Here is a 22,696-nt window from a genome sequence, read left to right on the forward strand (position 1 = left end):
GTAAAAAGGGCTTTCTGTCCGACTTTTAAACAACAACGTTATACTTCATTTACTTGCAATATGCTGTATTATCTAGAAAGAAAATTATGACTCAAGAAGAAGCAAGATTGGCAGCGGCTCGCGATCGCACAGAGTACTGGAAGCGGTGGGGTCCTTATTTAAGTGAACGACAGTGGGGAACAGTGCGAGAAGATTACAGCGCGACTGGGGAAGCTTGGGACTACTTCACCCATGATCAAGCCCGATCCCGCGCTTATCGGTGGGGAGAGGATGGCATTGCCGGAATTTCAGATAACCACCAACGACTTTGTTTTGCCATTGCTCTGTGGAATGGTGAGGATGCCATTCTCAAAGAGAGAATGTTTGGCTTAACAGGAAGTGAAGGCAATCATGGGGAAGATGTTAAAGAATACTACTTCTATCTGGACAATACCCCCACGCATTCCTACATGAAGTATCTTTACAAATATCCTCAAGCTGCTTTCCCCTATGCTCAATTAGTTGAAGAAAATCGCAACAGAGGTCGCAAAGCCTGTGAGTTTGAATTGCTTGATACGGGTGTGTTTAGTGATGACCGCTATTTTGATGTCATTGTAGAGTATGCGAAGAATTCACCTGAAGATATTTTAATTAAAGTCAGTATTATTAACAGGGGACCAGAAGCAAAAACGCTGTATCTTTTGCCGACTCTTTGGTTTCGGAATACCTGGTCTTGGGATACCAGTAAAGAAAAGCCTTTTCTAAAGGTTTTCAAATCTGACACTGACTTAAGCATCATAGAAGCTTCGCATCCAACGCTAGGAGATAGATGGCTTTACTGTGATGGTGCAACCCAACTGCTATTTACAGAAAATGAAACTAACTATGAAAGATTATTTGGGGTGAAGAACGCTTCTGGGTACGTTAAAGATGGAATTAACGATTATGTGGTACATGGTCGAAAAGAAGCTGTCAATCCGAATCTGATCGGCACCAAAACCTCAGCCTATTATGAATTGTCAATCGGTGCAGGCGAAACTAAAATAGTGCAATTGCGGTTAAGCGATACTCCCCCTTATCAAGAGGGGACACAAGAAGATGTGGAACCGTTTGGTGCTGAGTTTGAGACAATTTTTCAAAATCGTATCTCAGAAGCAGATGAATTTTATCACCGCATCTGTCCCTTCCAGATATCTGAGGATATGCGGAATGTGCAACGACAGGCATTTGCTGGTATGCTGTGGAGTAAGCAATTCTATTACTACGTAGTTGAAGAATGGCTTAAAGGCGATCCAGGGAACCCACCGCCACCACCCGAACGCAAGCGCGGCAGAAATCATGAGTGGATTCATATGTTTAATGATGATATTCTCTCTATGCCGGACAAGTGGGAATACCCTTGGTTTGCAGCTTGGGATTTGGCGTTTCATCTGATCCCACTCGCAATGATTGACCCAGATTTTGCCAAGTACCAATTAGATGTACTGACGCGGGAGTGGTACATGCACCCTAACGGTCAAATTCCAGCGTATGAATGGGCTTTTGGCGATGTCAACCCACCTGTTCACGCTTGGGCTGCGATGCGTATTTATCAAATAGAAAGAAAAATATATGGTCGCGCTGATAAAGATTTTTTGGAACGTGTGTTTCAGAAGTTACTGCTCAATTTTACTTGGTGGGTGAATCGGAAGGATGTAGAAGGAAACAATGTTTTTCAGGGCGGCTTCCTAGGATTGGACAATATCGGTGTTTTTGACAGAAGTGCTGAACTTCCCACAGGTGGACACATTAATCAGGCGGATGGCACCAGCTGGATGGGGATGTATTGTCTGAATATGCTGGCGATCGCACTGGAACTGGCAAAAGACAATTCAACTTATGAAGATATTGCTAGCAAGTTTTTTGAACATTTCCTTTACATTGCTGATGCTATAGACGGCATTGGCGAGGAAGAAATTGCTTTATGGGATGAAGCTGATGGTTTTTACTACGATGCGCTGCATTTGCCCGATGGTCGCCATTGTCCCATGAAAGTGCGCTCGATAGTAGGGTTATCTCCACTGTTTGCCGTTACCACTTTGGAACCGGAAGATTTGAAGACGTTACCAGGCTTTAGACGGCGGATGGAGTGGTTTATTCGCAATCGTCCTGACTTGAGCCGAAATGTCGCTTGTATGGAAACACCTGGTGTTGGTGCCAGAAGACTGCTAGCGATCGCCTATCGAGATAAACTCCGCCGCATCCTGCAAAAAATGCTAGATGAGACAGAATTCTTAAGTCCCTATGGTATCCGCGCTGTTTCTAAATTTCATGCGTCCCATCCCTACATTCTTGCAATAGATGGTCAAGAATACCGGGTGGATTACGAACCCGCTGAATCCAGCACCAGTCTGTTTGGTGGTAATTCCAACTGGCGTGGACCGATTTGGTTTCCCATAAATTATCTGATCATCGAGTCACTCCAAAAATTTCATCATTACTTAGGCGACGATTTCAAAGTGGAATGTCCGACTGGTTCTGGTCAAATGATGACACTTTGGGAAGTTGCAGCTGAGTTATCTCAAAGGCTGACTCGGATTTTCTTACAAGAACCATCTGGTCGGCGACCTGTTTATGGCGGTACAGAAACGTTCCAAACAAACCCTCATTGGTGCGATCTGATTCTTTTCAATGAGTATTTTCATGGCGATAACGGTGCCGGAATTGGTGCTAGCCATCAAACGGGGTGGACAGGTTTAGTGGCAAAACTCATTCAGCAGTATGCAGAATATGGGGGAGAACATGGTTTTGTTCCAAAAACTGACAATGCTTTGGTAAAAGTTGGCAAGGGTAACGCTACGCTTTCCCCTGTTGGTTCGATAGCATGAAAACCGCTGTTTAAGTTTCGCCTTAAGTTAACGTTCTTTAGTTGTCAAAATTTTCAGAGTGCATAATACTAAATTGGATCATTTAATAAACAGGAGTGTTGGGAAAAACAAGACATGGTCAACAAGCACAGGAGGTCAACAATCTCCAAATTGAAGGATGTTGTTGGCGAATTACTAGAAAGCTCAATTTGTAGGGTGTGCAGTGCTTACCTACGGACACTGTTGGCGAATTAAAAACCTAACCCCCCAGCCCTCTTTCCTACGAGGCAAGGGGGAGCAAATTACAGGGTAAGTGCATCTTGTCGATAAGAATACCTAAGTGTCAATAAAGCCCAAAATAATTGCATTAACGTTTGCTTATTGACGATGATTAGCTGATCGCCTTCACATGCGTGAAAATTAATCAAAGAATAAATCCTGACTTTCTCGTTTATCCATTAACCAATAATTTTGTCAAGTCTAATTTAGATGTGCTTACCCTCGAGCAAATTATCCCCTCTCCTTGTAGGAGAGGGGTAGGGGGAGAGGTCAGCCCCTAAGCCCTTCGGGCACGCTACGCGAACGGGGAAGTCAAAAGTCAAAAGTCAAAAGTAAGAACCCCATAAATAAATTTAGGGGCTTGAGTCAGCGGACGCCGTAGACGCTTGCGCCTACTCGATGAAATACGTTTTTTCTTTTTCCATACCATAAGTTGGGGGCTTGTACCTTTTTCTTTCTGGTCAGTTACCTTAACTTTTTTTGGTACAAGATATCAGGATTTAAACGACTAACCGCTAACCGTCTTAACAACAGATATGTAACTTATAACCACATTAGCTTAGTTTTGTCAACGAAGAAGCAATGAACTATAGCAATTTGATTGAAGTTGTAAGAAATCTTGCTTTCACAAACCCGGTTTCTTCAAAAAACTGAATTTCTCAGCTTACCGAATCATCTACAATTGCTATTTATAATAGTAAGGCAAATTTCTTATTCTTAATGGACTACTATACCAGAATTTATAAGTTTGTGGCTAAGAAAGATAGTGACGAAATTGTAGTTGTTAAGGGAGCCATACCGAAAACTTTAAAGCTTCGGTTCAAGGTTATCTGTGTACAGAAAGAATTGGAGATGAGTGAGGTGTTGGAGGATTTGATTAGGCAATGGATACAAGCAGATGCCCCTATTACCGAATCTTTTGTTGATTTGTCTAACCAAGAGTCTGAGGATGTTAAAGGATACGTCCCAAAATCTTTAAAGCTTCAGTTCAAAATGCTCTGCACTCAGAAACGAGTCACGATACGTTCTGTCTTATATATGCTCATCAAGCAATGGATAGAAATGGGTGATTGTACTTGTGGGTATTTGCCGCTTTAATTAAATTTCTATAGAAGGTGGCCCACCTGAATGCTTATACCGTTTCTTTGTGAAGCTGCAATATATTTACCCCCGGCACTCTCCTCTGCCCAAGGCATCGGGGGGACTACAGGGGGGGTCTTAAGGGGGCGCATCTTCATACAGCATTGGTATTACGACTATTTTGCCAAAATGTCTCCATTTATAAAAAAATTACACTTGTGGTAGTCCCATTGAGCATCCTATCGCGGTTATAATTAAAGACTCTCAGCTTTTCAAAAATCGGAAAATACCTGATGCGACAGTTCCAGGTGAAGAATATAAGAACAAAATAAGACTTTCAGCACATCAATGCCTATTGCTGTTAAATTTGTCTTTAAATTATGGATCTTTAATAGACAAAAGTTTACAGACTTGAAATAGTTAGTAACAGAGAACTTCAGTCCACTAAAACGACCATGAGCAATAAAAGAAAATTTAAAATGCAATTTATTTTGCTATTTAAATTTTCAATTGCCTGAACAGAGCAATGTTTGTCTTACCAGACTCATCAAGAGTTGAGCCAACCTGTAATACCAAATCCACATTCAAAATACCGCTTTTCTTCCTCAGGTTAGAAATTTGGGACTACACAAATTATACCTGTCTATAGATAGAGGTCAAATACCTGTACTTTTGAATCACTTGCAATTTCAGGGAATAAAGCGAAAAAATAAATTGGAATTGAAGGGTATTGGCAGAATCTAGGTTACACAGCAAAATAAAAAATTTTGTGGATATGTCTAAAGTTGTAAAAATGTAGTAGGATCAAGCTAACAATGGGCTAGAAAAAATTAAAAAAAGTTTAAATAACTTTTCATTGATGTTTTTATAGCTACATTGTTTATGGCTTGCTTACGGAATTTAGTTTGTAGTGCATATCTGCAATCAGTTGTAGATCGAGCTATTTAAAAAAGCAGTTGTATCGAGGTATAAAATATGAAGTCATCAAAGTCTTTGTGATTTAAGCAGATGAACTCAAACGTCTCTAAAAGGTTTGAAAAATCGTATTGGAGTGAGTTGTTTATCAATGACTTGCTGCTATATACCCTGACACATTTAGGACTACTTCATACAAAAGAAGGGTGCATCATGTCTAATTCTTCCGCTTTGCCTGGACATTCTCTCTTGCCATCACAGATTGAGTCTGTTACCCGACAGCGACTTCAACAGAGTATAGTTGATGATTGGCCAAATGTGTCACTCGCTATGCTTTTGTCGCCAACGTTGCAATTAAAGGGTACTTTGGAATTCATATTACCCAATCAGAACGACAAGGGCAGTTGGGCAGTTGCAGTGCATATTGCATTGTCCTGAATTTAGCTGCAATAAGAAATTTCCTTTAAGATATTAAGCGTGTTCTAGCGCCAAGACTTTAGAATGCGATGTATAACTTTTAGAGTATTGGCTGAAAATGTAGGAATCTGTTGGAGAATCCTTAGGGCTTAACAGCTTTTGAGCAGTAATCAACGAGTTTTAATAAGTATTTTAGACCCTGAAAAAGTACTTTCTGCCTAAAGTACTTTTGTGCTAAAGGACTTTAAAACTTACATACCAACAGAGCTTTTAAACGAACAAAGCACCTACTAGGGATAAGTTGCGTGTTGCGTTTAAGGGATTTCCAACAAATAAATTATCCAATCTTGTATGGGGTGGGCATCCTTGTCCGCCAAGTTTCTAAGACGGGCGCTTAATGCCACTTGTGACAAGAAAAAGTTGGATATTTTTTAATTTGGAATTCCTTACAGCGCTTCTCAATTGCATAAACTACAAACCACATGGTAAAGGCACAGCAAGGCTAAGTGCCCCTACAAGCCAACCTGTGTTCTACCCAATTGAAAACTGCTGTAAGAGCAAAACATGATCAGGAGTAATTTTTCTAGAACTTACGCACTTTGCAAACATCTTGTCGTTTCCATGCGCCAAGCAGCACTGTTGCGTAGTTGTGAGACGTCCAGTTTGTGAGCGGTTTGCTGGCAAAAAAACTATTTCCATCCCTCAAGTGCATAAGTAGATTTTGGTCACACCTATGAAGAATATAGGGGAAATCTCACCAAACTTAACTGGCTTTCAGTTTTTCAAGTAAATCTAATACACAAAACTAGATGTATGTCAATGCATCAATCCTATTTAGGTAGTTGTGAGACGTCCAGTTTGTGAGCGGTTTGCTGGCAAAAAAACTATTTCTATCCCTCAAGTGCATAAGTAGATTTTGCTTACACTTATGAAGAATATAGGGGAAATCTCAGCAAAGTTAACTAACCTTCACTTTTTCAGGTAGGTCTAAGACACAGAATCAAATCTATATCGATGCATAAATCCTATTTACTTTGCATTTTGCTATGAACATACATTATAGAGTTGACAAACCCCCCTAGTTTTGCATTAACATACATACATCAAATACCAAGTTAGTAAACTACAGAGATACCCCAGCAGCACTGTTGCGCACCCTTCCCGATCCCTTGGTTCGGATTGGGGAGAGCTGTACTCCTATTTAGATGTAAAGCGCTGTATGTATCTTAGAGTAATGTAGCCGCCGCAAAATGTGCAAAATCTGAGGTGTTTAACGCGGCTACTTAAGGCAGCAAACTTTGGTGAACTACGGCCTATTCAGCTTTGCTAACTTTGAAGCTTCTTGATAATGACATCGAATCTGTCAATGATATGTCAGATGTTAATGAGATTTATAGCGATCGCCTAACTTGCTCTGGCATCTGTGCAATCGCCATCTGTGACCATTAATATGTTGAACCACTCGCGACCACCGCCGCTGCGTTCAATTGCCTTTCTTGCGGATGCCCTATAGCAACACAAGTATGGCTAATTGTCAACCTATGTGCATCTACTTTACCAATTATGAGTGCTACAGATCATCGTAATTACAGGAACACGACTGAAAAGTTAGAACGAGACACCCTTGTTTCATTCACGCCAAATCATTCCAAGCACCGAAAGTATTCATCTGACTCTTCGATTTTTTCTCCATCTAAGTCAACTGGAATCTGCTCGCCTCCTGCGGATGTCCATTCAAATCGCCCGTTGGATATCCTGCTTTGCCAGCAATGCACACCAGTCTTGGTAGCCGAGACACTGGTCAAGATGTTGGAGGATATGGGAGTGCAATATGCGTTTGGTGTCTGCGAAGGTGCAATTGCACTTCTGCGGCAGGCACTGAAACACGGTTTCATACGCGTACTGCACTTTCATCATAAAGCTAGAGCAGCTTTTGCAGCTTGTCAGGGGTATTTTGCGACTGGTCGGCTTGTGGTGGTGCTTACCACAACAATTCCGGAGAGCGCGATCGCCTTAACCGGGAAACCATCGCCTACACAATCGCCAATGCAGATGTTTTTACATTGGGGATCGCTATTCAATTATGTTAGCACTCAACAAGTGCAACGAGCAACTCCGGTGAGATTTCTCTCTAGCTCGCCCTCGGTCTAGCATAGCTGGATGGCTTCGTAGTTCATCTGAGTAACCCCACTGGTATATGGGCAAGTTGAAGCAAGAAGAATTTTTCCACGAGTGACTTTCTCTCATTCTCTAGCAACCACAAGCGAGGAAACGAACCATGCGTAATGACTTTTTAATTGATACTCAATCAGCGGGTTTTGTGGCTGACGAAGTAGTGGTAAAGGCTGGCAAGCGCAATTGGGTATATCAACCTACAGTTGCAGAGACCGGGGATCGCTTCGCCCCAAAGAAGATAGATGCAGACAGCGTAGCTAAAACCCGAAAGCTTTTAGATGGGGCTGTAGCATATGCGTGGAAGACTGTGAAGTCCAAGCGCAAACCACCTGCCTTAACCCGTACGCGTTGGGTATGGCGACTTGCAGGTTCTTACCATCTGTGCCACCCTACAAAGGCACTGATGGAGGAAGCGCTCTCACGCTTTGCTGCAACAGGTCGCGAGAGTTTGGCGCAGTGGGCTGCAGAGAAAGCCACAGAGGAAGCCGGTCACGACCGTCTCGCGCTGCTTGATATCCAGTCGATGGGATATGACGCTGAGGCTGTCGTAAAAGCGCTCTTCCCTCCTGCTGCAAAGACTTTGGTGGATTATTTCACCCAAAGTGTGTACGCGACCGATCCGATTGGTTGTGTTGGCTATTGCTATACGAGCGAACGCCTAGCAATATGCAGAGGAGAGGACTACATCCAGAAGGTAAAGGCTCAGCTACCACCAGACACTGCTGATGCCACCCGTTGCCTGCGCGTACACAGTGGTGTGGGTGCTGATATGAAGCATGTGGAGGAAACGATTGCAATGGTTGCGGGGCTTGCTCTCCAGGAGCGTACCCGCGTCGCCGCTGCCTGTTACGAAACTGCACTGCTGTGCTTCAGCCCACCTAAGGAAAACTACATATCAGAGGAGGAACTTGAGTATGTATTGAAACCACTAGAGCATACAAAGAACCACAACTGAAACCCTAATATCAACTGCTCACGTATTTACCGCAAAAGCAAAGACAACTTTTCTCAGATACCCTTAACAGTACTACTTGAAACAACGACAAGGAGAAGAAAATGCCACAATCTTTAAATTATTACTACTCTATTAGCAGCCTGATTGAAAGCAACTTTGAAATTTTGAATGACATGGAGTTTGAGTTGGAAAGCATCATGGTCAAGGAATTGGTGCAAGGATTGCCAAACGACCTCGACAACCATGTTGTATAGATTCCGCTTATCTGTCCGTTGAATGGATCAGGCTTGATTTAACAGTCAATATTCCTGAATGTCTAATATCAAGCTCGATTCATTACTGAGTACAACTTTGCAGAAAAACGTAAAAAGCAAAGACAACTTTTCTCAGACACCCTTAACAGTACTACTTGAAACAACGACAAGGAGAAGAAAATGCCACAATCTTTAAATCATTACTACTCTATTACCAGCCTGATTGAGAGCAACTTTGAAATTTTGAATGACATGGAGTTTGAGTTGGAAAGCATCATGATCAAGGAATTCGCGCAAGGATTGCCAAACGACCTTGACAACCATGTTGTATAGATTCCGCTTATCTATCTCTTTAATGGATCAGGCTTGATTTAACAGTCAATATTCCTGAATGTCTAATATCAAGTTTGGTTAATTACTTAGTACAACTTTGCAGAAAAACGTAGCGAATTGAAATGAACTTGTAGGGCGGGCATCTTGCTTGCCCTATGCTTCAAATCACTATCAATTCGCTAAGTAGGTATTACGTCCTTTTTGAAGTTGTTTTAAACCAGTGATTCAAGGTCGTTTGGCAATCCTTGCTCAAATTCTTGAACCAAAATGCTTTTCAAATCAAGTTCGATGTCGTTTGAAATTGAGAAGCTGTTTTGGCTCAGACGGGTGGTGAAATCCTGGTTGAAAGACTGCTGTTGTTCGATTGCAATTGTTGTATTCATCATTACGTCCTTTTTGAAGTTGTTTTAATGGACTGATTCAAGGTCGTTTGGCAAACCTTGCTCAAATTCTTGAACCAAAATGCTTTCCAAATCAAGTTCGATGTCGTTTGAGACTGAAAAGCTGTTTTGGTTCAGACGGGTGCTGAAATCCTGGTTTAAAGACTGCTGTTGTTCGATGGCAATTGTTGTATTCATCATTACGTCCTTTTTGAACTTGTTTTAAACCATTGATTCAAGGTCGTTTGGCAATCCTTGCTCAAATTCTTCAACCAAGATGCTTTCCAAATCAAGTTCGATGTCATTTGAGACTGAAAAGCTGTTTTGGTTCAGACAGGTGTTGAAATCCTGGTTTAAAGACTGCTGTTGTTCGATGGCAATTGTTGTATTCATCATTACGTCCTTTTTGAAGTTGTTTTAGACGGTAAGGTCAAAAATGCCCAGAAGAATGCAACGTTATCCTAGTACACTGCGACATAAATAATCCGTCGGTAGAGACCGTACATTACTGTCTCTACAGGTATTTAAAACTGTCGAAAAATTTTCGCGTCCGCTGTACTAGTGGTTTACCAAACAAAATTTGCTTTCTTTCGTAGTAAGCGATTTATCGCTTTTTCAGGACTAAAGTCCTGACTACAAACGAGCGCATAGTTGATTTGGCGGACTACTAGTGGTCTGTCAAGAAATAATTGAGGGTTAGAAGTAGTTTGTAGTAAGCGCTTTAGCGCTAAAGCGCTTACTACGAAGCCCTCTAATTAAAATTGACAGGCTACTAGGTTTTCAGGTCATTTTGTAACCTGCTGAAAATCAGATCTCACTCTTATCTGGGTATGAGACTCTAGTGGTTTCAACACATTCTGAAGTTCTTCATCTGATATGTAGCCCTCATTGGGTGGGCTGAAGCACAACAATGCAGTTTCATAACAAGCGATCGCCACGCGGGTACGTTCGTGGGGAGCAAGATCCGCAACCATCTGAACCGTCTCCTTCACATGTTCCACATCGCTGCCAACGCCACTGTGTACACGCAAGCAGCGGGTGGCTTGGGTACCCGGTGGGAGCTTTGTCTCTACCGACTGGATATACTTCTCTCCAATACGCAGTGCTAGACGTTCTATTGTATAAGAATAGCCAACACAATTAATTGGATCGGTCGCTTGGGCGCTCCGAGTGAAGTAATCGATTAAAGCTACTGCGGCAGGGGGAACGAGCGCTTCCACCACAGCAAGAGCTTTATAGCCCATCGACTCGATATCAAGCAGGGCGAGCTGGTCGTGATTCCGTTCTTCTCTGGCTTTTTGTGCAGCCCACTGCGCCAAACTTTTGCGACCAGATGCAGCAAAACGCTCTCGCGCTTGCTCCATGAGTCGTGAGGTAGGGTGACACAGATGGTAGGAACTTGCAAGCCGCCATACCCAGCGCCAGCGATTCAAAGTAGGCACTTTGCCCTTTGACGATACAGAGGTTTTAGCAAATGCTATAAATCCATCTAAGAGCTTCTGGGTTGTAGCTACACTGCCTGTGCCAACCATTGGTTGGGCAAAGCGATTATCACTTTGGGCAGGATCGAGTTGATGTAACCAAGCGCGTTCAGCAGTAGCTACCACAACTTTGTCAGATGCAATTTGCACCCATTCAATATCAACCATAGAAGTTACCACGCGATGTGTAACAACATTGAATTGGAAATGTCTAGTTCGCACTTGCTGCCCTAATGGCGCAAGCAAAACTTCTAGTCAAAGAGGCTTAAATTTCTGCTTAACCGAAAAATCTTCCCTAGATAAATTTATTGTTATGTGGTATTGCTCTACCAGTAAGATATTACAATCGGGTATGCTTACTTATATTCTTTAATTAAAAAAAATTAATATTTAGGCTGGCATCTTGCACCAATCCCAATAACCGCCATAGGTTAGAAACCTATGGCTAATAGCTAAAGTCTTCGCGCATAAGACTAAATATTTACTGAGTAAGTTTCAGTCCCTTTTAGCGCAATACAATTTGGATAAGACCAAAACCGTGATCAGGATGACAATGTAAAGACGCGCCATGGCGCGTCTCTACAATTCTGTCACTTCGGCTAAAAGCCTGTGAAAAATTTTTCCGGGTGGTCGTGTATGAAATGAAATAGCCCTGTAGTTTCATCACTGTGGTCTATTTATCTGAAAATTACTGGAATTATGGATCTTGTCAACAATGCTCAATTTAGAAGTTATCGAATCTAATACTCAATATATCGAAACATGGAAATACTTTGTTAGTCAATGTCCAAGAGGTGAAAACTTTGACATTGACGGATTAGCTATCATTTGGAGCAATATAGCAACCATATTCCTTAATGTAGTCTTTGTATCCAAACCTGTTCAAGATGAAGCTGATTTGGAAGCCAAAATAAAACTGGCTTACGATTATGCTGGCAAATATAATCAGCCTTGGTCAATAGTTATATGTGAAAATTTTCTGCCTGAGTCAATTCGTCCTCATGCTCCAGAAATCATGTCTCGACATGAACTTGTACCACTTCTTAAGATAACTGGAATGGCGGCGGATAACATCCTTCCTCCAGTAAGACCAATTCCTAGTTTAGATTGTATTCGTGTTGAAAACTTAGAAACCAGAAGAGCAGTAGCTGATATTAATGCTATCAGTTATGAAAAACCTCCTCAGTTGTTCCGTGAAATGTTAGAAATTGAAGAGTTCTGGGGGACAACAGTATTTGGCTCTGTAGGATATGTCAAAGATAGGGCTGTTTCTACTGCTGTGACATTGTTGATTAATAGTAAGTCATATGTAGCGCTTGTGGCAACATTACCTGAATTCCGTAAACAGGGTTACGCTGAAGCAGTACTGCGACATTCTTTAGCACAGGCACAACAGCATAGCGGTATCTCCCGCACAGTTCTGCATGCTACACCCGCAGGGATTCATTTGTACCAGAAGATGGGTTATCAACCAGTTGCAGATTTTCAAATTTATATTCCAAGGTCATTCTTAGTCTTTTAACGCTGACTTAAGTTGACAATATCATTCGATGGGCGTTGCTGAATCTAGGGATGATTCTTGTGGGGTAGGCATCCTGCCTGCCCAGAAAATTCAAGGGACGGGCAAGATGCCCATCCCACAAGAACACAAAATTCATCCTGCAAATATGCAACGCCATTCAATCAATAGCCCCCAGCACTTTCAGCGTAGCAATAGTCGCTGTAGTTAAACCTGTAACCCCCATAATATTCATGCGCTCATAGGGTTTCTCCGCTTTCAGAGTTTTTAAGCACTCACCTGTTGTGACATCCCACAGTCTAATTGTCTCATCTTCACCACTGCTAGCCAGAGTTTTATTATCAGGACTAAAGGCAACTGACCAAATCCTGCCTGTATGTCCTTGGAAAGTCCTCAGGCACTTACCGTCCGAAACATCCCACAGCTTGACTGTGTAATCTTGACTGCAACTTGCTAACGTCCGGCTATCTGGACTAAAGGTAACTGAGTATAACCAACCTGTATTTTCTTGCAAAATTTTTAGGCATTCACCAGTGCTGACACTCCATATCCTTATTGTTCCATCAAAACTGGCACTCGCCAGTAGCTTACCATCTGGACTAAAGGTAACTGACCAAGCCCAATTTGTATGTTCCTCGAAGGTTCTGAGGCACTGCCCGGTGCTAGCATCCCACAACTTGAATGTTTGCTCCGTAGCACCACTCGCTAGCATTCTTCCACAGGGACTGAAAGCAACTGAACAGACCCCTGCACAATGTCCCTGGCAAGTTCTTAAAGTTTGACCTGTGCTAACGTCCCACAGTCTTATTGTTTGATCCTCACTGCCACTCGCTAGTATTTGACCGTCAGGGCTGAAAGCAATTGACCAAACCAAAGCACGATGCCCTTGGCAAGTTCTCAAGGCTTGACCCGTGCTGACATCCCACAATCTTACCGTTTGATCGTCACTCCCACTTGCCAGTGTTTGACCATCAGGAGTAAAGGCAACTGACCTGATTCCAGCACGATGTCCCTGGCAAATTCTCAAGGCTTGACCCGTGCTGATATCCCACGACGTCACCGTGTGATTATGACTGCCACTCGCTAACATCTTGCCATCAGGACTAAAGGCTACTGAGAGTACCTGGTTGGTATGTCCTTGGAAAGTTTTGAGGCATTGACCAGTGCTAACGCTCCATAGCCTCACCGTCTGGTCGTAACTGCCACTGGCTAAGATATCACCTTGTGGACTGAAGGCAACTGAAAATACCCAACTGGAATATCCCTGGAAAGTTTTGAGGCATTGACCGATACTAACGTTCCATAGCCTTACCGTTTGGTCGTAACTGCCACTGGCTAAGATATCACCTTGTGGACTGAAGGCGACTGAAAATACCCAATTGGAATGTCCTTGTAAAGTTTTGTAGCATTCACCAGTACTGACATCCCATAACTTCACTGTGTGGTCTTCACTGCCGCTTGCCACGGTTCGACCGTTAGGACTAAAGGTGACTGACCGTATTCCATCACTATGTCCCTGGAAAATTCTTTTGCATTCACCAGTGCTAACATCCCATAACCTGAGAGTGTCGTCACTACTGCCACTGGCTAGGGTTTGACCATCAGGACTAAAGCTAACTGAGAGTACCCAATTTGTATGTCCCTGGAAAATTCTTTTGCATTCACCAGTGTGAACACTCCATAGCCTAATCGTCTGGTCAAGACTGCCACTGACTAACGTGTTACCATCCGGACTAAAGGCAACTGACCAAACTTCGTTCTCATGTCCTTGCAAGGTTTTAAGGCATTCTCCCGTACCGACATCCCACAGCTTCACAGTGTAGTCTGTACTACTGCTAACAAGGATACTGCCATCAGAACTAAAGGCAAGCGACGTCACCCAGTTGGTATGCTCCTTACAACTGAGGACTTGTTTCCCATCCGCAACTTGATACAAGCGAATTTCACCATTAGTATGTCCCGTAGCCAAAAGTTTTCCATCAGGGCTAAAGGCGACTGATATAACACCACCGAAAGCTTCAGCAAAAACAGACTTAGCTAGATTGGCGTTTTGGAAATTTACATCGTGCAATTTCAGACACTGCAAGTCTGCTTGCCAAACAGTGAGATGAGAAAAATCATAACCGCTTAGATCTGTCTCCATATGACAAAGCAGATTAAGAATATTTCCAGCCGTATAACTTTGTTCTAACGGAGATTCCTCTCGCAACCTTACTAAAATTTTACTTAGCTGATTTTCAAGATTTCTTTTGCTTCTAAAGACAGCAAGCAGCCCATCTATAAGTGGTTTAAGGATAAGGCGAACTTGAGTCTCCTTAACATAGTCTTTCGCCGTCGCCTTCATCAAAGCATGACACCTGAACAAATCGATATTCCCAGTTTCAATCTCCTTACAAACCTGATCTATTAATCGCTGAGTCACATACTCCATAACTACAGGTTGTAGCGTGAAGGTTGCTGCGCTTTTTTCAACAAGCGATCGCCTTACCAGAGACTCCAGCGCCTCGAGTAATTTTTGTGGTGGTACTTGTGATACAATATCTTCTCGCAACTCTGATAGCGAAACTGGCTCACGATTAATTGCTAGCCAGTACATTATGTCTACTTCTAAATATGACAAGCGCGAAAACTGCTGGTCTAAAAGCTCATGAATGTCACCAAAAACAGTTGCTTCTTGTTGCAAAAATTTAGTAACATTACCATCAAAAACATCTTGAATAGCCGTAGCAACTATCTTCAAAGCTAAGGCATTGCCTGCATAGCGCTCTACCAGTTTTCTGAATTCTGACTCAGAAGCAGTGATCCCCTTTATTTTCAAGATTTCCTGCCCATCCACCGATTTCAGACCATTTAGGCAGAATGAGCGTACGCATAGCGTGTTTCCTTCTAATGACGCCACATCTTTCGGTTTTTCCCGGCTTGTAACCACCAAGCAGCTTTGGTGAGTTGATTCTCCCACCCGTTTGAGCAGATCCCCATACCCCTCATATCCCTCTCGATAAACTCCCGCTCGACTACCACCACGCAAAATCGACTCCATATTATCTAGTATCAGCAGACAGCGTGAGGCTCGCAGATAATCAATCAGCAGCGACACTCTGTCCCCGACGCTTTCTGGTAATGAAGCTTCTGTTTCCTGCTCATCAGACAAAAACTGGAGCAAGTTACCCAGGATAGCTTTAACGGGAGGAGCTTCTCGTAGCGATCGCCATATAATATACTCAAAATTCCCCTTAATCTCTTCTGCAAGTTTTACAGACAGAGCAGATTTACCAATCCCCCCCATTCCCAACACTGCCACTAATCTACAGCGCTCATCAACAAGCAAATGCTCTAAACTGGCGATTTCTTCTGTGCGTCCATAAAAAACTGACACATTAGCCGCTTCTCCCCAATCTAGGCGCTGAGATTGGGTTGAGTTCGTATAGTCATCTTTCTCGAGTTCTAAATTAAAAGCTTGGAAAAAAAGCTCAAGTGTTCGTTTGTCAACCCCGTCTTCGCGAGACAGTACCTTGGCGATCGTAGCAGTATTGATTCCAATGCGTTCCCCTAAATCTTCAAGGGTGTACCTGTTTCCATAATTTTCATTTAATTCAGCCGCCAGTTTAGCAGACTGAAGTTTTTGCAATCCTACCGGAGTAAGAATAATACCGCGTTTACGCTTGTTCTTTGAGAGTTTCATTATAAACACCAGCTTTCAAGCAGTAACATAATTAGAGTGGAGCTACCAATGCCTCAGGTGCTATGAAGGGGACTATTTTAGAACTGTAACTACAACTTGCTACTTAATCTTTACCAAACTGGCGGAGCAACACCTAAAAAGGTATATGTGATACATCAAATATTACCATAAAAAGTTCCTAAAGACGCAAGTCCCTTAAACTTTAGAAATTATTAATAAATCGGAACTCCATAAAATTTTTAACAGTTATCAGTTATCAAGTCTCCGCACGCTTTAGTTATCAGTTTCATCATTTGCGTAACTTAAAGATCCACCTATTGCACCGAAAGCTTTGGTAGCAAGCCCCAGCCCCCTTTGCGTTTGAGGCAAGGGGGAGCAAATTATCCCTTCTCAGTAATAAAAGCTGCTCCTGGAACCAAACCTTTTAGGGGAGGGTTAAAAAGAGGTAGGAGAGAGGTCAGTTACGTTTGTTCGCCAAAAGTATCACTATATCGGCGAACACGTTAATACCATTTCTCTATGAAGTTGAGCTTAATTCAACTGAACTGTAGTCCCCCCAATGCCTTAAGGGGACGCGCCCAAGCGGGGGCAATTATTAAGCGCAAGCGTACAGGCAGAGGGGACTGAGATCTCCGTAAGGGCGGGTTCAAATTCCCCACCATACGCCTTACAGATGGTACTGCGGCTGGTACTGATTTAATGACCAAGGACTTACACATTGACAAAATTACCTCAATATAATATAAACGGAACTCGTAAATACTGCTTGTAGGTGCGTTCACTCAATTCCACAGTTAAGGCTTTTAAGTTTTTTCTCTCTTCGTAATAGATGTAAGTAAAATCAACTTATGCACTTGTAGGATACAGCAACCCCAAATACTGTGTAGCTATTCCCCGGCTATCGTGGTGCGGGGCTTTGTCCCCCTCCCAACACTACTAGCAATATTAGGTGCGGTACGAGTGTTGTTTGTGAAACAGGGGGGCGGTCTATTCTCCTTCCATACCGTGGAAGTTATGGGTTGCCATCGTTGCCTTCTTGTGATATTGCAGTCCTAAATGATTCGTGAACAAACAAGATCCCCGACTTCGTAAAAGTTGTCGGGGATCTGAAGTAGGTCAATTTTCAGAGATGATGCTAGATCCGCGTATTATACCGCCTTTAGAATTTAGTCCGCGCAGGCGGACTTTGTTTGTGTGCCCGTAAACTCCGCGATTACGAACATCGCCATGGCTTAAGAGGGGTTATAAAAACGGATTTGGTATGAAATAGGATTGCTATATTAGCCAAACCAGTTAGAAGGAGCGAAACCTGGATCAACGACTCCTGGAATTCGGTGAGTGATCTGTTCTTCTTTTTTATGAAAAATTTTTTCAATACCTTTATGAATCAAAATTTTGATACACAATGTTTCTTCTGTAAGCAAATGTAAGGACTTGAAAGAAGGCTGTTGTTCTTCATCAACTGCTACATAACGATTGGAAACTCGACTCAAAACATAAGCAATTAGTTCTTGACGTAAATCAGGAATTGAGAAAAGCTGTCGATAGGGATGATAAGGATAAGTTTCTAGAACATCCTCAATTTCTTCAACAACTGCTGAGAGTGTCAGATTAATAATTTTCTTAGTCATAGTTTTAGTCTCTAGGTTTGATCTGTTGTCTGCTGGTAATTTTTGTTTAAAGTGGGGCAAGGGCGTAGCATGCCCTTGCCTCCAACCGCACTCTGTGCAGTTGCCCTGTCCTTCTGGGATAGGGGGCAGGTTTTTTCTAGAAACCTGCCGAGGCTATACGACAATACAGTTGAGTTAATCATGTTCAATCCTCGAAGATTCCCCAACCCCCCTTTCTAAGGAGGGCTTTATTCCCCCCCCCTTCCAAGCAGGACTAGGGGAGATCAACTCTTATCACCAAGCGGGGCTATACGGGCGATCGCGTTAAATCAGTGAACAGTGACGCTTTCTCGGGCTAATGGGGGATTTAACAGTGAACAGTAAACAGTTATCAGTTAAATACGAGTGGTCGCGCGTCCCCCACCAAGAGCACCAGAGAGGGTTGGTGGCGGTGAGCGCATCCCCCAAAGCGCCCGCCTGACCGACTCAGGATTCAGGACTGATTTAAACCCGCCACCAACGCTTATGCCTACGGCACGTCTCTTGACGAACGGTGCTCTTGGTGTGGTGTTTCCCCGAACGATAAAACTGATACTGCGGGTATTTGGTAACTGATAACTGGTAACTGTTAAAAGTGAATGTCTAACTATCGCACCCCCAAATCTAGGCGGTAGATTCCTCCTGAACCATCTTCCGTTTCCATACCACCAGTCACGAAGAGATAATCCTGATTTAGACCGCCAAAAACACAGTTGCTGGTAGTGAGGTTGCCACTTGAATATTGACCGATCAGATGACCATTAGAATTGAGAACTTGCACTTGACGCATACCATAATGAGCCACGTAGAGGTTCCCTTTCGAGTCCTGGCATATCCCGTCAGGCTTATTGTCGATTTGCTCTCCCTGTTTGATAGGGAGTTCAGCAAACACTTTTTGTAGTCCGACTTTTCCTGGTGACAATACGTCATAGGCTAAAATCCGGTTTTTATGACTCTCGCTAACAAAGAGGCGCTTACCATCCCGGCTGAGGAGGATGCCATTGGCAAAAGCTAATCTGTTAATCACTCGGGTAATTTTCTGTTCAGGAGACACGTAGTAAACCGCGCCGGTTGGAGTCTGGGGGTTGGAATCACCGGAGTCAGTAAAGTAAAAACCTCCTTGCTCATCAATCGTGATGTCATTGGGATACTCTAGAGGCTTGCCGTTAAATTCGTTTACAACCACCTTTAAGAGTTTACCATTGGCATCTAGTTGCATAACAGAGTTTTTGGCAGCAATGATATGAGTACCATCCGGCATAATCTTATGTCCGTTAGCACCTTCGACTTTAGCCCAAACTCGAGGGGAGGTGATGGGAGGTAAAACCGTAATAGTTCCGGCTTTGGTTTCGGAAAAGTAAAGGTTACCCTCACGGTCAATGACAACTCCTTCAGAGTATTTTGGGCTTTTGAAAATCTGTATCGGTTTAACAAGATATGCTGACGGCTGCGGCGTTGTTTTAAATAAGTTAGGTGGTGTAGACGCAGTTACGGGAACGCTTTCTGCGCGGGATAGGGTCGATGTAGCGTCTAGTTTAACCGAGTTGCAAGAAACCAACAACAATAGAATGGCATAGTTCAAGATGCTTAAAGTGATTTTTCCAACAACAGGAAAATCTCTGTGTGTGATAGTTTGTCCCATAATATGGTAGTTTTAACAATCACAGTTTTTGTAACTTTAATACAAGTAAGTGGGCGCAGATAAACATAACTATGTTGATTGTCATCAATCATTTGTCCAAGGTTCTTCGCTCTTTATAAATGACACTTGACAAATGACTAATAAGGACTCTCACCAGTTAACTTTATTTATACCGACTTACTTAATACTACTGATGAAAGCCGTTAGTTGTTAATTGATACCGAAAGATTGAGGTGAGAGCCACTCAATTTCCCCAATGGAGAAATCGCAAAGAGTGACCCACCACCAGCAAACAATAACGCTGTAATCAGCAAACGAGTACCTTTATCAGGTATAAAAGCCTTCATTGACAAACCCTTACCAAAATTGAAGATAACTGCATTGAGTACTACAAAGAGATTACATGCAGTTCCAAGAAATTTTGCACCATATTCAGACCAGTGCAATCTACCGTACCTACTAAGAATTTGTTTTACTCCTTGAACCATTTTTGTTCTCCAAAATGAATCAATTTTTTTCCAAACTAATAGTTGTAACAGAAGCGGATAATGAGTTATGGCTTTCTAAATTCAGCAACGGCATTTCTTGCCAACAGGTTCGACAGAACCAGTACACACGGTTATTACGAATATGTTGCAACAGCCGATGGGAGCAACAAGGACAACTTTTCACCTGAACGGCTGGTTTAAAGCTAACCGTTGGCTGCTGACTGCGTCGAACTTTAATCGACGACTCACTCCAAGTGGTTCGTACCCAATGCATTGGCAAACCCTTCCTGTTCCATAAATTACAAGTAGGTCATACAAATAAACGTTGGTTTCTCAAAACTGCTAATAGCTCATGGTGATACAACAATTAGCAATTAGCGACTATATGCTTCTCAGTAAAAATATGCTTTGTAGGAGGAAAGAAGAGGGGAGAGGAAATTAAGGAATAAGAAAAAGGTGAAAAGTTAACTTTTCACCTTTGCCCTTAATTGTGGTAATGGCATTAAAGAAGAAAAAAGTTATGAATAATATTATTTATCTTCAAACGTATCTTCACCAGTTAAGATATGCACGTTAAAGCTGAACTTAGTGCTGGCAACTGGCATGCTATCAAATCTACTTATGCTCTCAATAAACAGCGGAAATGGTTTAAGTTGTTTGTTAACCTAAGCATTTTCTCGAGTTAAAACTTTTCAGGGATGAAAAACTAAAAAACGAGAAGCGTTCCATTCTTGATAAGACTGCAGTGAAAAGAGCAATGACAAGGATATCTGCACCTTTACTTATGATGGAAACTTAGATCAAGTTCGTTATCAAAGTTTTTAGTCTTACCACACAAGCACAGTTCACTTAGCGGCTTTGTGTGTTCCCAAACAATTTTTGCAATAGAATAGCAAAACTCATGTAAGAGGTGGAGAAAAATTATGAAACAGGCCGATCCTGTGATACTCGTTCAAGATGGAAAGGCAATTGCATACAAAAATACGGTTTTAGATGATAAAAAACTTTAAGATAGTTTTTAAAGCGTCAATCCGAAGTTTGGAGATTTTTGTACCCGCGTAGCAGGCGAAGCACGGGGTCTTCCATTAATTGACCAAATGTTGTGTGCGCTCGCATGAATTGATGGTTACGAGGTATCCAGAATTTCATAACCTGCAACTTAGGTTAATAAGATTTTGCTTAACATAAGGATCTTACCTGGTCAAAAATTTTTTGAAGGTGAAAACTATATTTAAACCTAATTCAATATTGAAAATGTTTGAAGGTGAATAGGTTATAAATGTTTATGCTAGCTGGATGGACATCAATAAACCGAATAAAAAACCTAACCGAGTTATTCTGGGGAAGGACAGCGTTATTCCAAACAGCAATAACCAGAATTCCCTGACCGCTGGAAGTACTAACCCAATTTTTGTGAATAGGAGAACTCATGATGACAAACATGAAAGCAGCACGTATTCATTCTTATGGTGCTCCGGAAGTTCTTGCTTATGAAGACGCTCCACGTCCTGAACCAGGTGAGGGCGAAGTGCTGATCCGCGTGCAAGCCGCTGGAGTCAACCCCATCGATTGGAAAATACGTTCTGGGCAGATGAAAGATATGATCGCGCACAAACTGCCTTTGATTCTTGGTTGGGATGTCGCAGGTGTACTAGAGGCGGTCGGTCCGGGTGTCACTAACCTCAAGACTGGCTCACCTGTGTATGGCAGCTTAAACATGACTCGAAATGGAGCCTACGCAGAGTATGTACTTGCAGGTGTGTCGGATGTGGCGCTCAAACCAACAACACTCAAACCAATCCAGGCAGCTGCAGTGCCGGTAGTAGCGCTGACGGCTTGGCAGGCACTATTTGAGATAGCTAAACTTTCGGCAGGGCAAAGGGTGCTGATACATGGGGCGGCTGGCGGTGTGGGGTCGCTAGCGGTGCAGTTTGCACGCTGGAAAGGGGCGCAGGTGATTGCAACAGCCTCTGCTCAAAATCACGCTCGCCTGCGGGAACTGGGCGCTAATGAGATCCTGGATTACAAAGCAGTCCGATTTGAGGATACTGTTGAGAACGTGGACGTCATACTTGACACAATAGGCGGAGATACGCAAGAGCGGTCTTGGGGAGTCCTGAAAAAAGGTGGTATCCTTGTTTCCACAGTCAGTCCACCGTCTGCAGAAACCGCCGCCGCGTATGGTGTTCGGGGAGAACTGGTCTTCGTGCAGCCCAACGCTAAACAACTTACTGAGATTGCTCAGCTGATTGACGCGGGACTCCTTAGGCTAAATATTGAGACGGTTTTGCCACTTGCGGACGCGGACAAAGCCCACGAATTGGGTCAGAGGGGTCAAACAAGGGGTAAGATTGTCCTGCAAGTAGTGGATTAACTCAAATCTTATACCTCTTATAGGAGGAACGGGCATGTTGCGCGTCCCACAAGTAGTTGATCAATTTATAGGGTGTGGGGGTGTAAATACCTGATTCCCCCTATACCTAAACCACTTACTCCCTTACCGCCAGAAGAATACCTATTTTTTAACCGCACGAGGCAAGAGAGGACACAGAGAGAGGAGTAAATCACTATAGGTAATCTTAGACTGGGAAGGGAGTAGTACAGCATTTCATTAATTCGTAA

The 22,696-nt window shown here is 42.8% G+C and carries 19 protein-coding genes; 10 read left to right on the top strand and 9 right to left on the bottom strand.

Going from position 1 to position 22,696, the window contains the following annotated elements; translation table 11 throughout:
• The first annotated feature begins 86 nt into the window (after window positions 1-86).
• The 7 genes from AACT52_RS34270 (at window position 87) to AACT52_RS34305 (ending at window position 9,233) form a co-directional block, all read left to right on the top strand.
• Complete coding sequence (locus AACT52_RS34270) at window positions 87-2,846, top strand: MGH1-like glycoside hydrolase domain-containing protein (RefSeq protein ID WP_073634911.1); 2,760 nt, start codon at window positions 87-89, stop codon at window positions 2,844-2,846.
• 1,008 nt (window positions 2,847-3,854) lie between these two features.
• Window positions 3,855-4,202, top strand: a complete 348-nt coding sequence (locus tag AACT52_RS34275; protein WP_096549624.1) for a hypothetical protein — start codon at window positions 3,855-3,857, stop codon at window positions 4,200-4,202.
• Window positions 4,203-5,312: 1,110 nt separating this feature from the next.
• On the top strand, window positions 5,313-5,537 hold the full coding sequence (locus AACT52_RS34280) for a hypothetical protein (RefSeq protein WP_073634913.1): 225 nt from the start codon (window positions 5,313-5,315) through the stop codon (window positions 5,535-5,537).
• A gap of 1,542 nt (window positions 5,538-7,079) precedes the next feature.
• Window positions 7,080-7,667 (top strand): thiamine pyrophosphate-binding protein, encoded by a 588-nt coding sequence (locus tag AACT52_RS34290; RefSeq protein ID WP_083630711.1) that lies wholly within the window; start codon window positions 7,080-7,082, stop codon window positions 7,665-7,667.
• Between the two features lie 127 nt (window positions 7,668-7,794).
• Window positions 7,795-8,646, top strand: coding sequence for a hypothetical protein (locus tag AACT52_RS34295; protein ID WP_073634915.1), 852 nt, complete (start codon window positions 7,795-7,797; stop codon window positions 8,644-8,646).
• Between the two features lie 101 nt (window positions 8,647-8,747).
• Window positions 8,748-8,900 (top strand): hypothetical protein, encoded by a 153-nt coding sequence (locus tag AACT52_RS34300; RefSeq protein ID WP_198941038.1) that lies wholly within the window; start codon window positions 8,748-8,750, stop codon window positions 8,898-8,900.
• A 180-nt stretch (window positions 8,901-9,080) separates the two neighbouring features.
• Window positions 9,081-9,233 carry a hypothetical protein gene (locus AACT52_RS34305; RefSeq protein ID WP_198941039.1) on the top strand — a complete coding sequence of 51 codons (153 nt, stop codon included), beginning with the start codon at window positions 9,081-9,083 and terminating at the stop codon, window positions 9,231-9,233.
• A gap of 212 nt (window positions 9,234-9,445) precedes the next feature.
• Here the strand turns inward: AACT52_RS34305 and AACT52_RS34310 are convergent, their stop codons facing one another.
• The 4 genes from AACT52_RS34310 to AACT52_RS34325 form a co-directional block, all read right to left on the bottom strand.
• The gene (locus AACT52_RS34310) at window positions 9,446-9,619 is read right to left on the bottom strand and encodes a hypothetical protein (RefSeq protein WP_198941040.1); all 174 of its coding nucleotides are present in this window, start codon (window positions 9,617-9,619) and stop codon (window positions 9,446-9,448) included.
• Between the two features lie 21 nt (window positions 9,620-9,640).
• A complete protein-coding gene (locus tag AACT52_RS34315; protein ID WP_198941041.1) occupies window positions 9,641-9,814 on the bottom strand; it encodes a hypothetical protein in 174 nt (57 codons plus the stop codon).
• A gap of 21 nt (window positions 9,815-9,835) precedes the next feature.
• On the bottom strand, window positions 9,836-10,009 hold the full coding sequence (locus tag AACT52_RS34320) for a hypothetical protein (protein ID WP_198941042.1): 174 nt from the start codon (window positions 10,007-10,009) through the stop codon (window positions 9,836-9,838).
• A 389-nt stretch (window positions 10,010-10,398) separates the two neighbouring features.
• Window positions 10,399-11,262 (bottom strand): hypothetical protein, encoded by an 864-nt coding sequence (locus AACT52_RS34325; RefSeq protein ID WP_073634916.1) that lies wholly within the window; start codon window positions 11,260-11,262, stop codon window positions 10,399-10,401.
• Between the two features lie 547 nt (window positions 11,263-11,809).
• Between AACT52_RS34325 and AACT52_RS34330 the strand changes: the two genes are divergently transcribed.
• Entirely contained in the window at window positions 11,810-12,616 is an 807-nt protein-coding gene (locus AACT52_RS34330; RefSeq protein WP_073634917.1) for a GNAT family N-acetyltransferase, read from the top strand.
• Window positions 12,617-12,773: 157 nt separating this feature from the next.
• Here the strand turns inward: AACT52_RS34330 and AACT52_RS34335 are convergent, their stop codons facing one another.
• A complete protein-coding gene (locus AACT52_RS34335; RefSeq protein ID WP_073634918.1) occupies window positions 12,774-16,295 on the bottom strand; it encodes an NB-ARC domain-containing protein in 3,522 nt (1,173 codons plus the stop codon).
• A gap of 1,280 nt (window positions 16,296-17,575) precedes the next feature.
• Window positions 17,576-17,926 carry a late competence development ComFB family protein gene (locus AACT52_RS34340; RefSeq protein ID WP_073634919.1) on the bottom strand — a complete coding sequence of 117 codons (351 nt, stop codon included), beginning with the start codon at window positions 17,924-17,926 and terminating at the stop codon, window positions 17,576-17,578.
• A 384-nt stretch (window positions 17,927-18,310) separates the two neighbouring features.
• Between AACT52_RS34340 and AACT52_RS34345 the strand changes: the two genes are divergently transcribed.
• Complete coding sequence (locus AACT52_RS34345) at window positions 18,311-18,520, top strand: hypothetical protein (protein ID WP_143172940.1); 210 nt, start codon at window positions 18,311-18,313, stop codon at window positions 18,518-18,520.
• A gap of 31 nt (window positions 18,521-18,551) precedes the next feature.
• On the opposite strand, the gene AACT52_RS34350 is transcribed toward AACT52_RS34345, so the two are convergent.
• The 3 genes from AACT52_RS34350 to AACT52_RS34360 form a co-directional block, all read right to left on the bottom strand.
• On the bottom strand, window positions 18,552-19,586 hold the full coding sequence (locus tag AACT52_RS34350) for an SMP-30/gluconolactonase/LRE family protein (RefSeq protein WP_083630713.1): 1,035 nt from the start codon (window positions 19,584-19,586) through the stop codon (window positions 18,552-18,554).
• Window positions 19,587-19,789: 203 nt separating this feature from the next.
• Complete coding sequence (locus AACT52_RS34355; protein WP_073634920.1) at window positions 19,790-20,074, bottom strand: hypothetical protein; 285 nt, start codon at window positions 20,072-20,074, stop codon at window positions 19,790-19,792.
• Between the two features lie 19 nt (window positions 20,075-20,093).
• Complete coding sequence (locus AACT52_RS34360; RefSeq protein ID WP_073634921.1) at window positions 20,094-20,348, bottom strand: hypothetical protein; 255 nt, start codon at window positions 20,346-20,348, stop codon at window positions 20,094-20,096.
• Between the two features lie 1,155 nt (window positions 20,349-21,503).
• Between AACT52_RS34360 and AACT52_RS34365 the strand changes: the two genes are divergently transcribed.
• A complete protein-coding gene (locus tag AACT52_RS34365) occupies window positions 21,504-22,448 on the top strand; it encodes an NADP-dependent oxidoreductase (protein ID WP_198941043.1) in 945 nt (314 codons plus the stop codon).
• The last annotated feature ends 248 nt before the right edge of the window (window positions 22,449-22,696 follow it).

Origin of the sequence: Scytonema sp. HK-05 (assembly GCF_963872035.1) — a bacterium.
Classification (GTDB): Bacteria; Cyanobacteriota; Cyanobacteriia; order Cyanobacteriales; family Nostocaceae; genus Kalymmatonema.

What these genes read in the sequence shown, in the direction of transcription:
- AACT52_RS34290 (WP_083630711.1), top strand. Translation starts at nt 7,080, where the DNA reads ATGAGTGCTACAGATCATCGTAATTACAGGAACACGACTGAAAAGTTA.
- AACT52_RS34330 (WP_073634917.1), top strand. Translation starts at nt 11,810, where the DNA reads ATGCTCAATTTAGAAGTTATCGAATCTAATACTCAATATATCGAAACA.
- AACT52_RS34335 (WP_073634918.1), bottom strand. Translation starts at nt 16,295, where the DNA reads ATGAAACTCTCAAAGAACAAGCGTAAACGCGGTATTATTCTTACTCCG.
- AACT52_RS34295 (WP_073634915.1), top strand. Translation starts at nt 7,795, where the DNA reads ATGCGTAATGACTTTTTAATTGATACTCAATCAGCGGGTTTTGTGGCT.
- AACT52_RS34305 (WP_198941039.1), top strand. Translation starts at nt 9,081, where the DNA reads ATGCCACAATCTTTAAATCATTACTACTCTATTACCAGCCTGATTGAG.
- AACT52_RS34365 (WP_198941043.1), top strand. Translation starts at nt 21,504, where the DNA reads ATGATGACAAACATGAAAGCAGCACGTATTCATTCTTATGGTGCTCCG.
- AACT52_RS34280 (WP_073634913.1), top strand. Translation starts at nt 5,313, where the DNA reads ATGTCTAATTCTTCCGCTTTGCCTGGACATTCTCTCTTGCCATCACAG.
- AACT52_RS34355 (WP_073634920.1), bottom strand. Translation starts at nt 20,074, where the DNA reads ATGGTTCAAGGAGTAAAACAAATTCTTAGTAGGTACGGTAGATTGCAC.
- AACT52_RS34320 (WP_198941042.1), bottom strand. Translation starts at nt 10,009, where the DNA reads ATGATGAATACAACAATTGCCATCGAACAACAGCAGTCTTTAAACCAG.
- AACT52_RS34300 (WP_198941038.1), top strand. Translation starts at nt 8,748, where the DNA reads ATGCCACAATCTTTAAATTATTACTACTCTATTAGCAGCCTGATTGAA.
- AACT52_RS34350 (WP_083630713.1), bottom strand. Translation starts at nt 19,586, where the DNA reads ATGGGACAAACTATCACACACAGAGATTTTCCTGTTGTTGGAAAAATC.
- AACT52_RS34310 (WP_198941040.1), bottom strand. Translation starts at nt 9,619, where the DNA reads ATGATGAATACAACAATTGCAATCGAACAACAGCAGTCTTTCAACCAG.
- AACT52_RS34270 (WP_073634911.1), top strand. Translation starts at nt 87, where the DNA reads ATGACTCAAGAAGAAGCAAGATTGGCAGCGGCTCGCGATCGCACAGAG.
- AACT52_RS34325 (WP_073634916.1), bottom strand. Translation starts at nt 11,262, where the DNA reads ATGGTTGATATTGAATGGGTGCAAATTGCATCTGACAAAGTTGTGGTA.
- AACT52_RS34340 (WP_073634919.1), bottom strand. Translation starts at nt 17,926, where the DNA reads ATGACTAAGAAAATTATTAATCTGACACTCTCAGCAGTTGTTGAAGAA.
- AACT52_RS34315 (WP_198941041.1), bottom strand. Translation starts at nt 9,814, where the DNA reads ATGATGAATACAACAATTGCCATCGAACAACAGCAGTCTTTAAACCAG.
- AACT52_RS34360 (WP_073634921.1), bottom strand. Translation starts at nt 20,348, where the DNA reads ATGCATTGGGTACGAACCACTTGGAGTGAGTCGTCGATTAAAGTTCGA.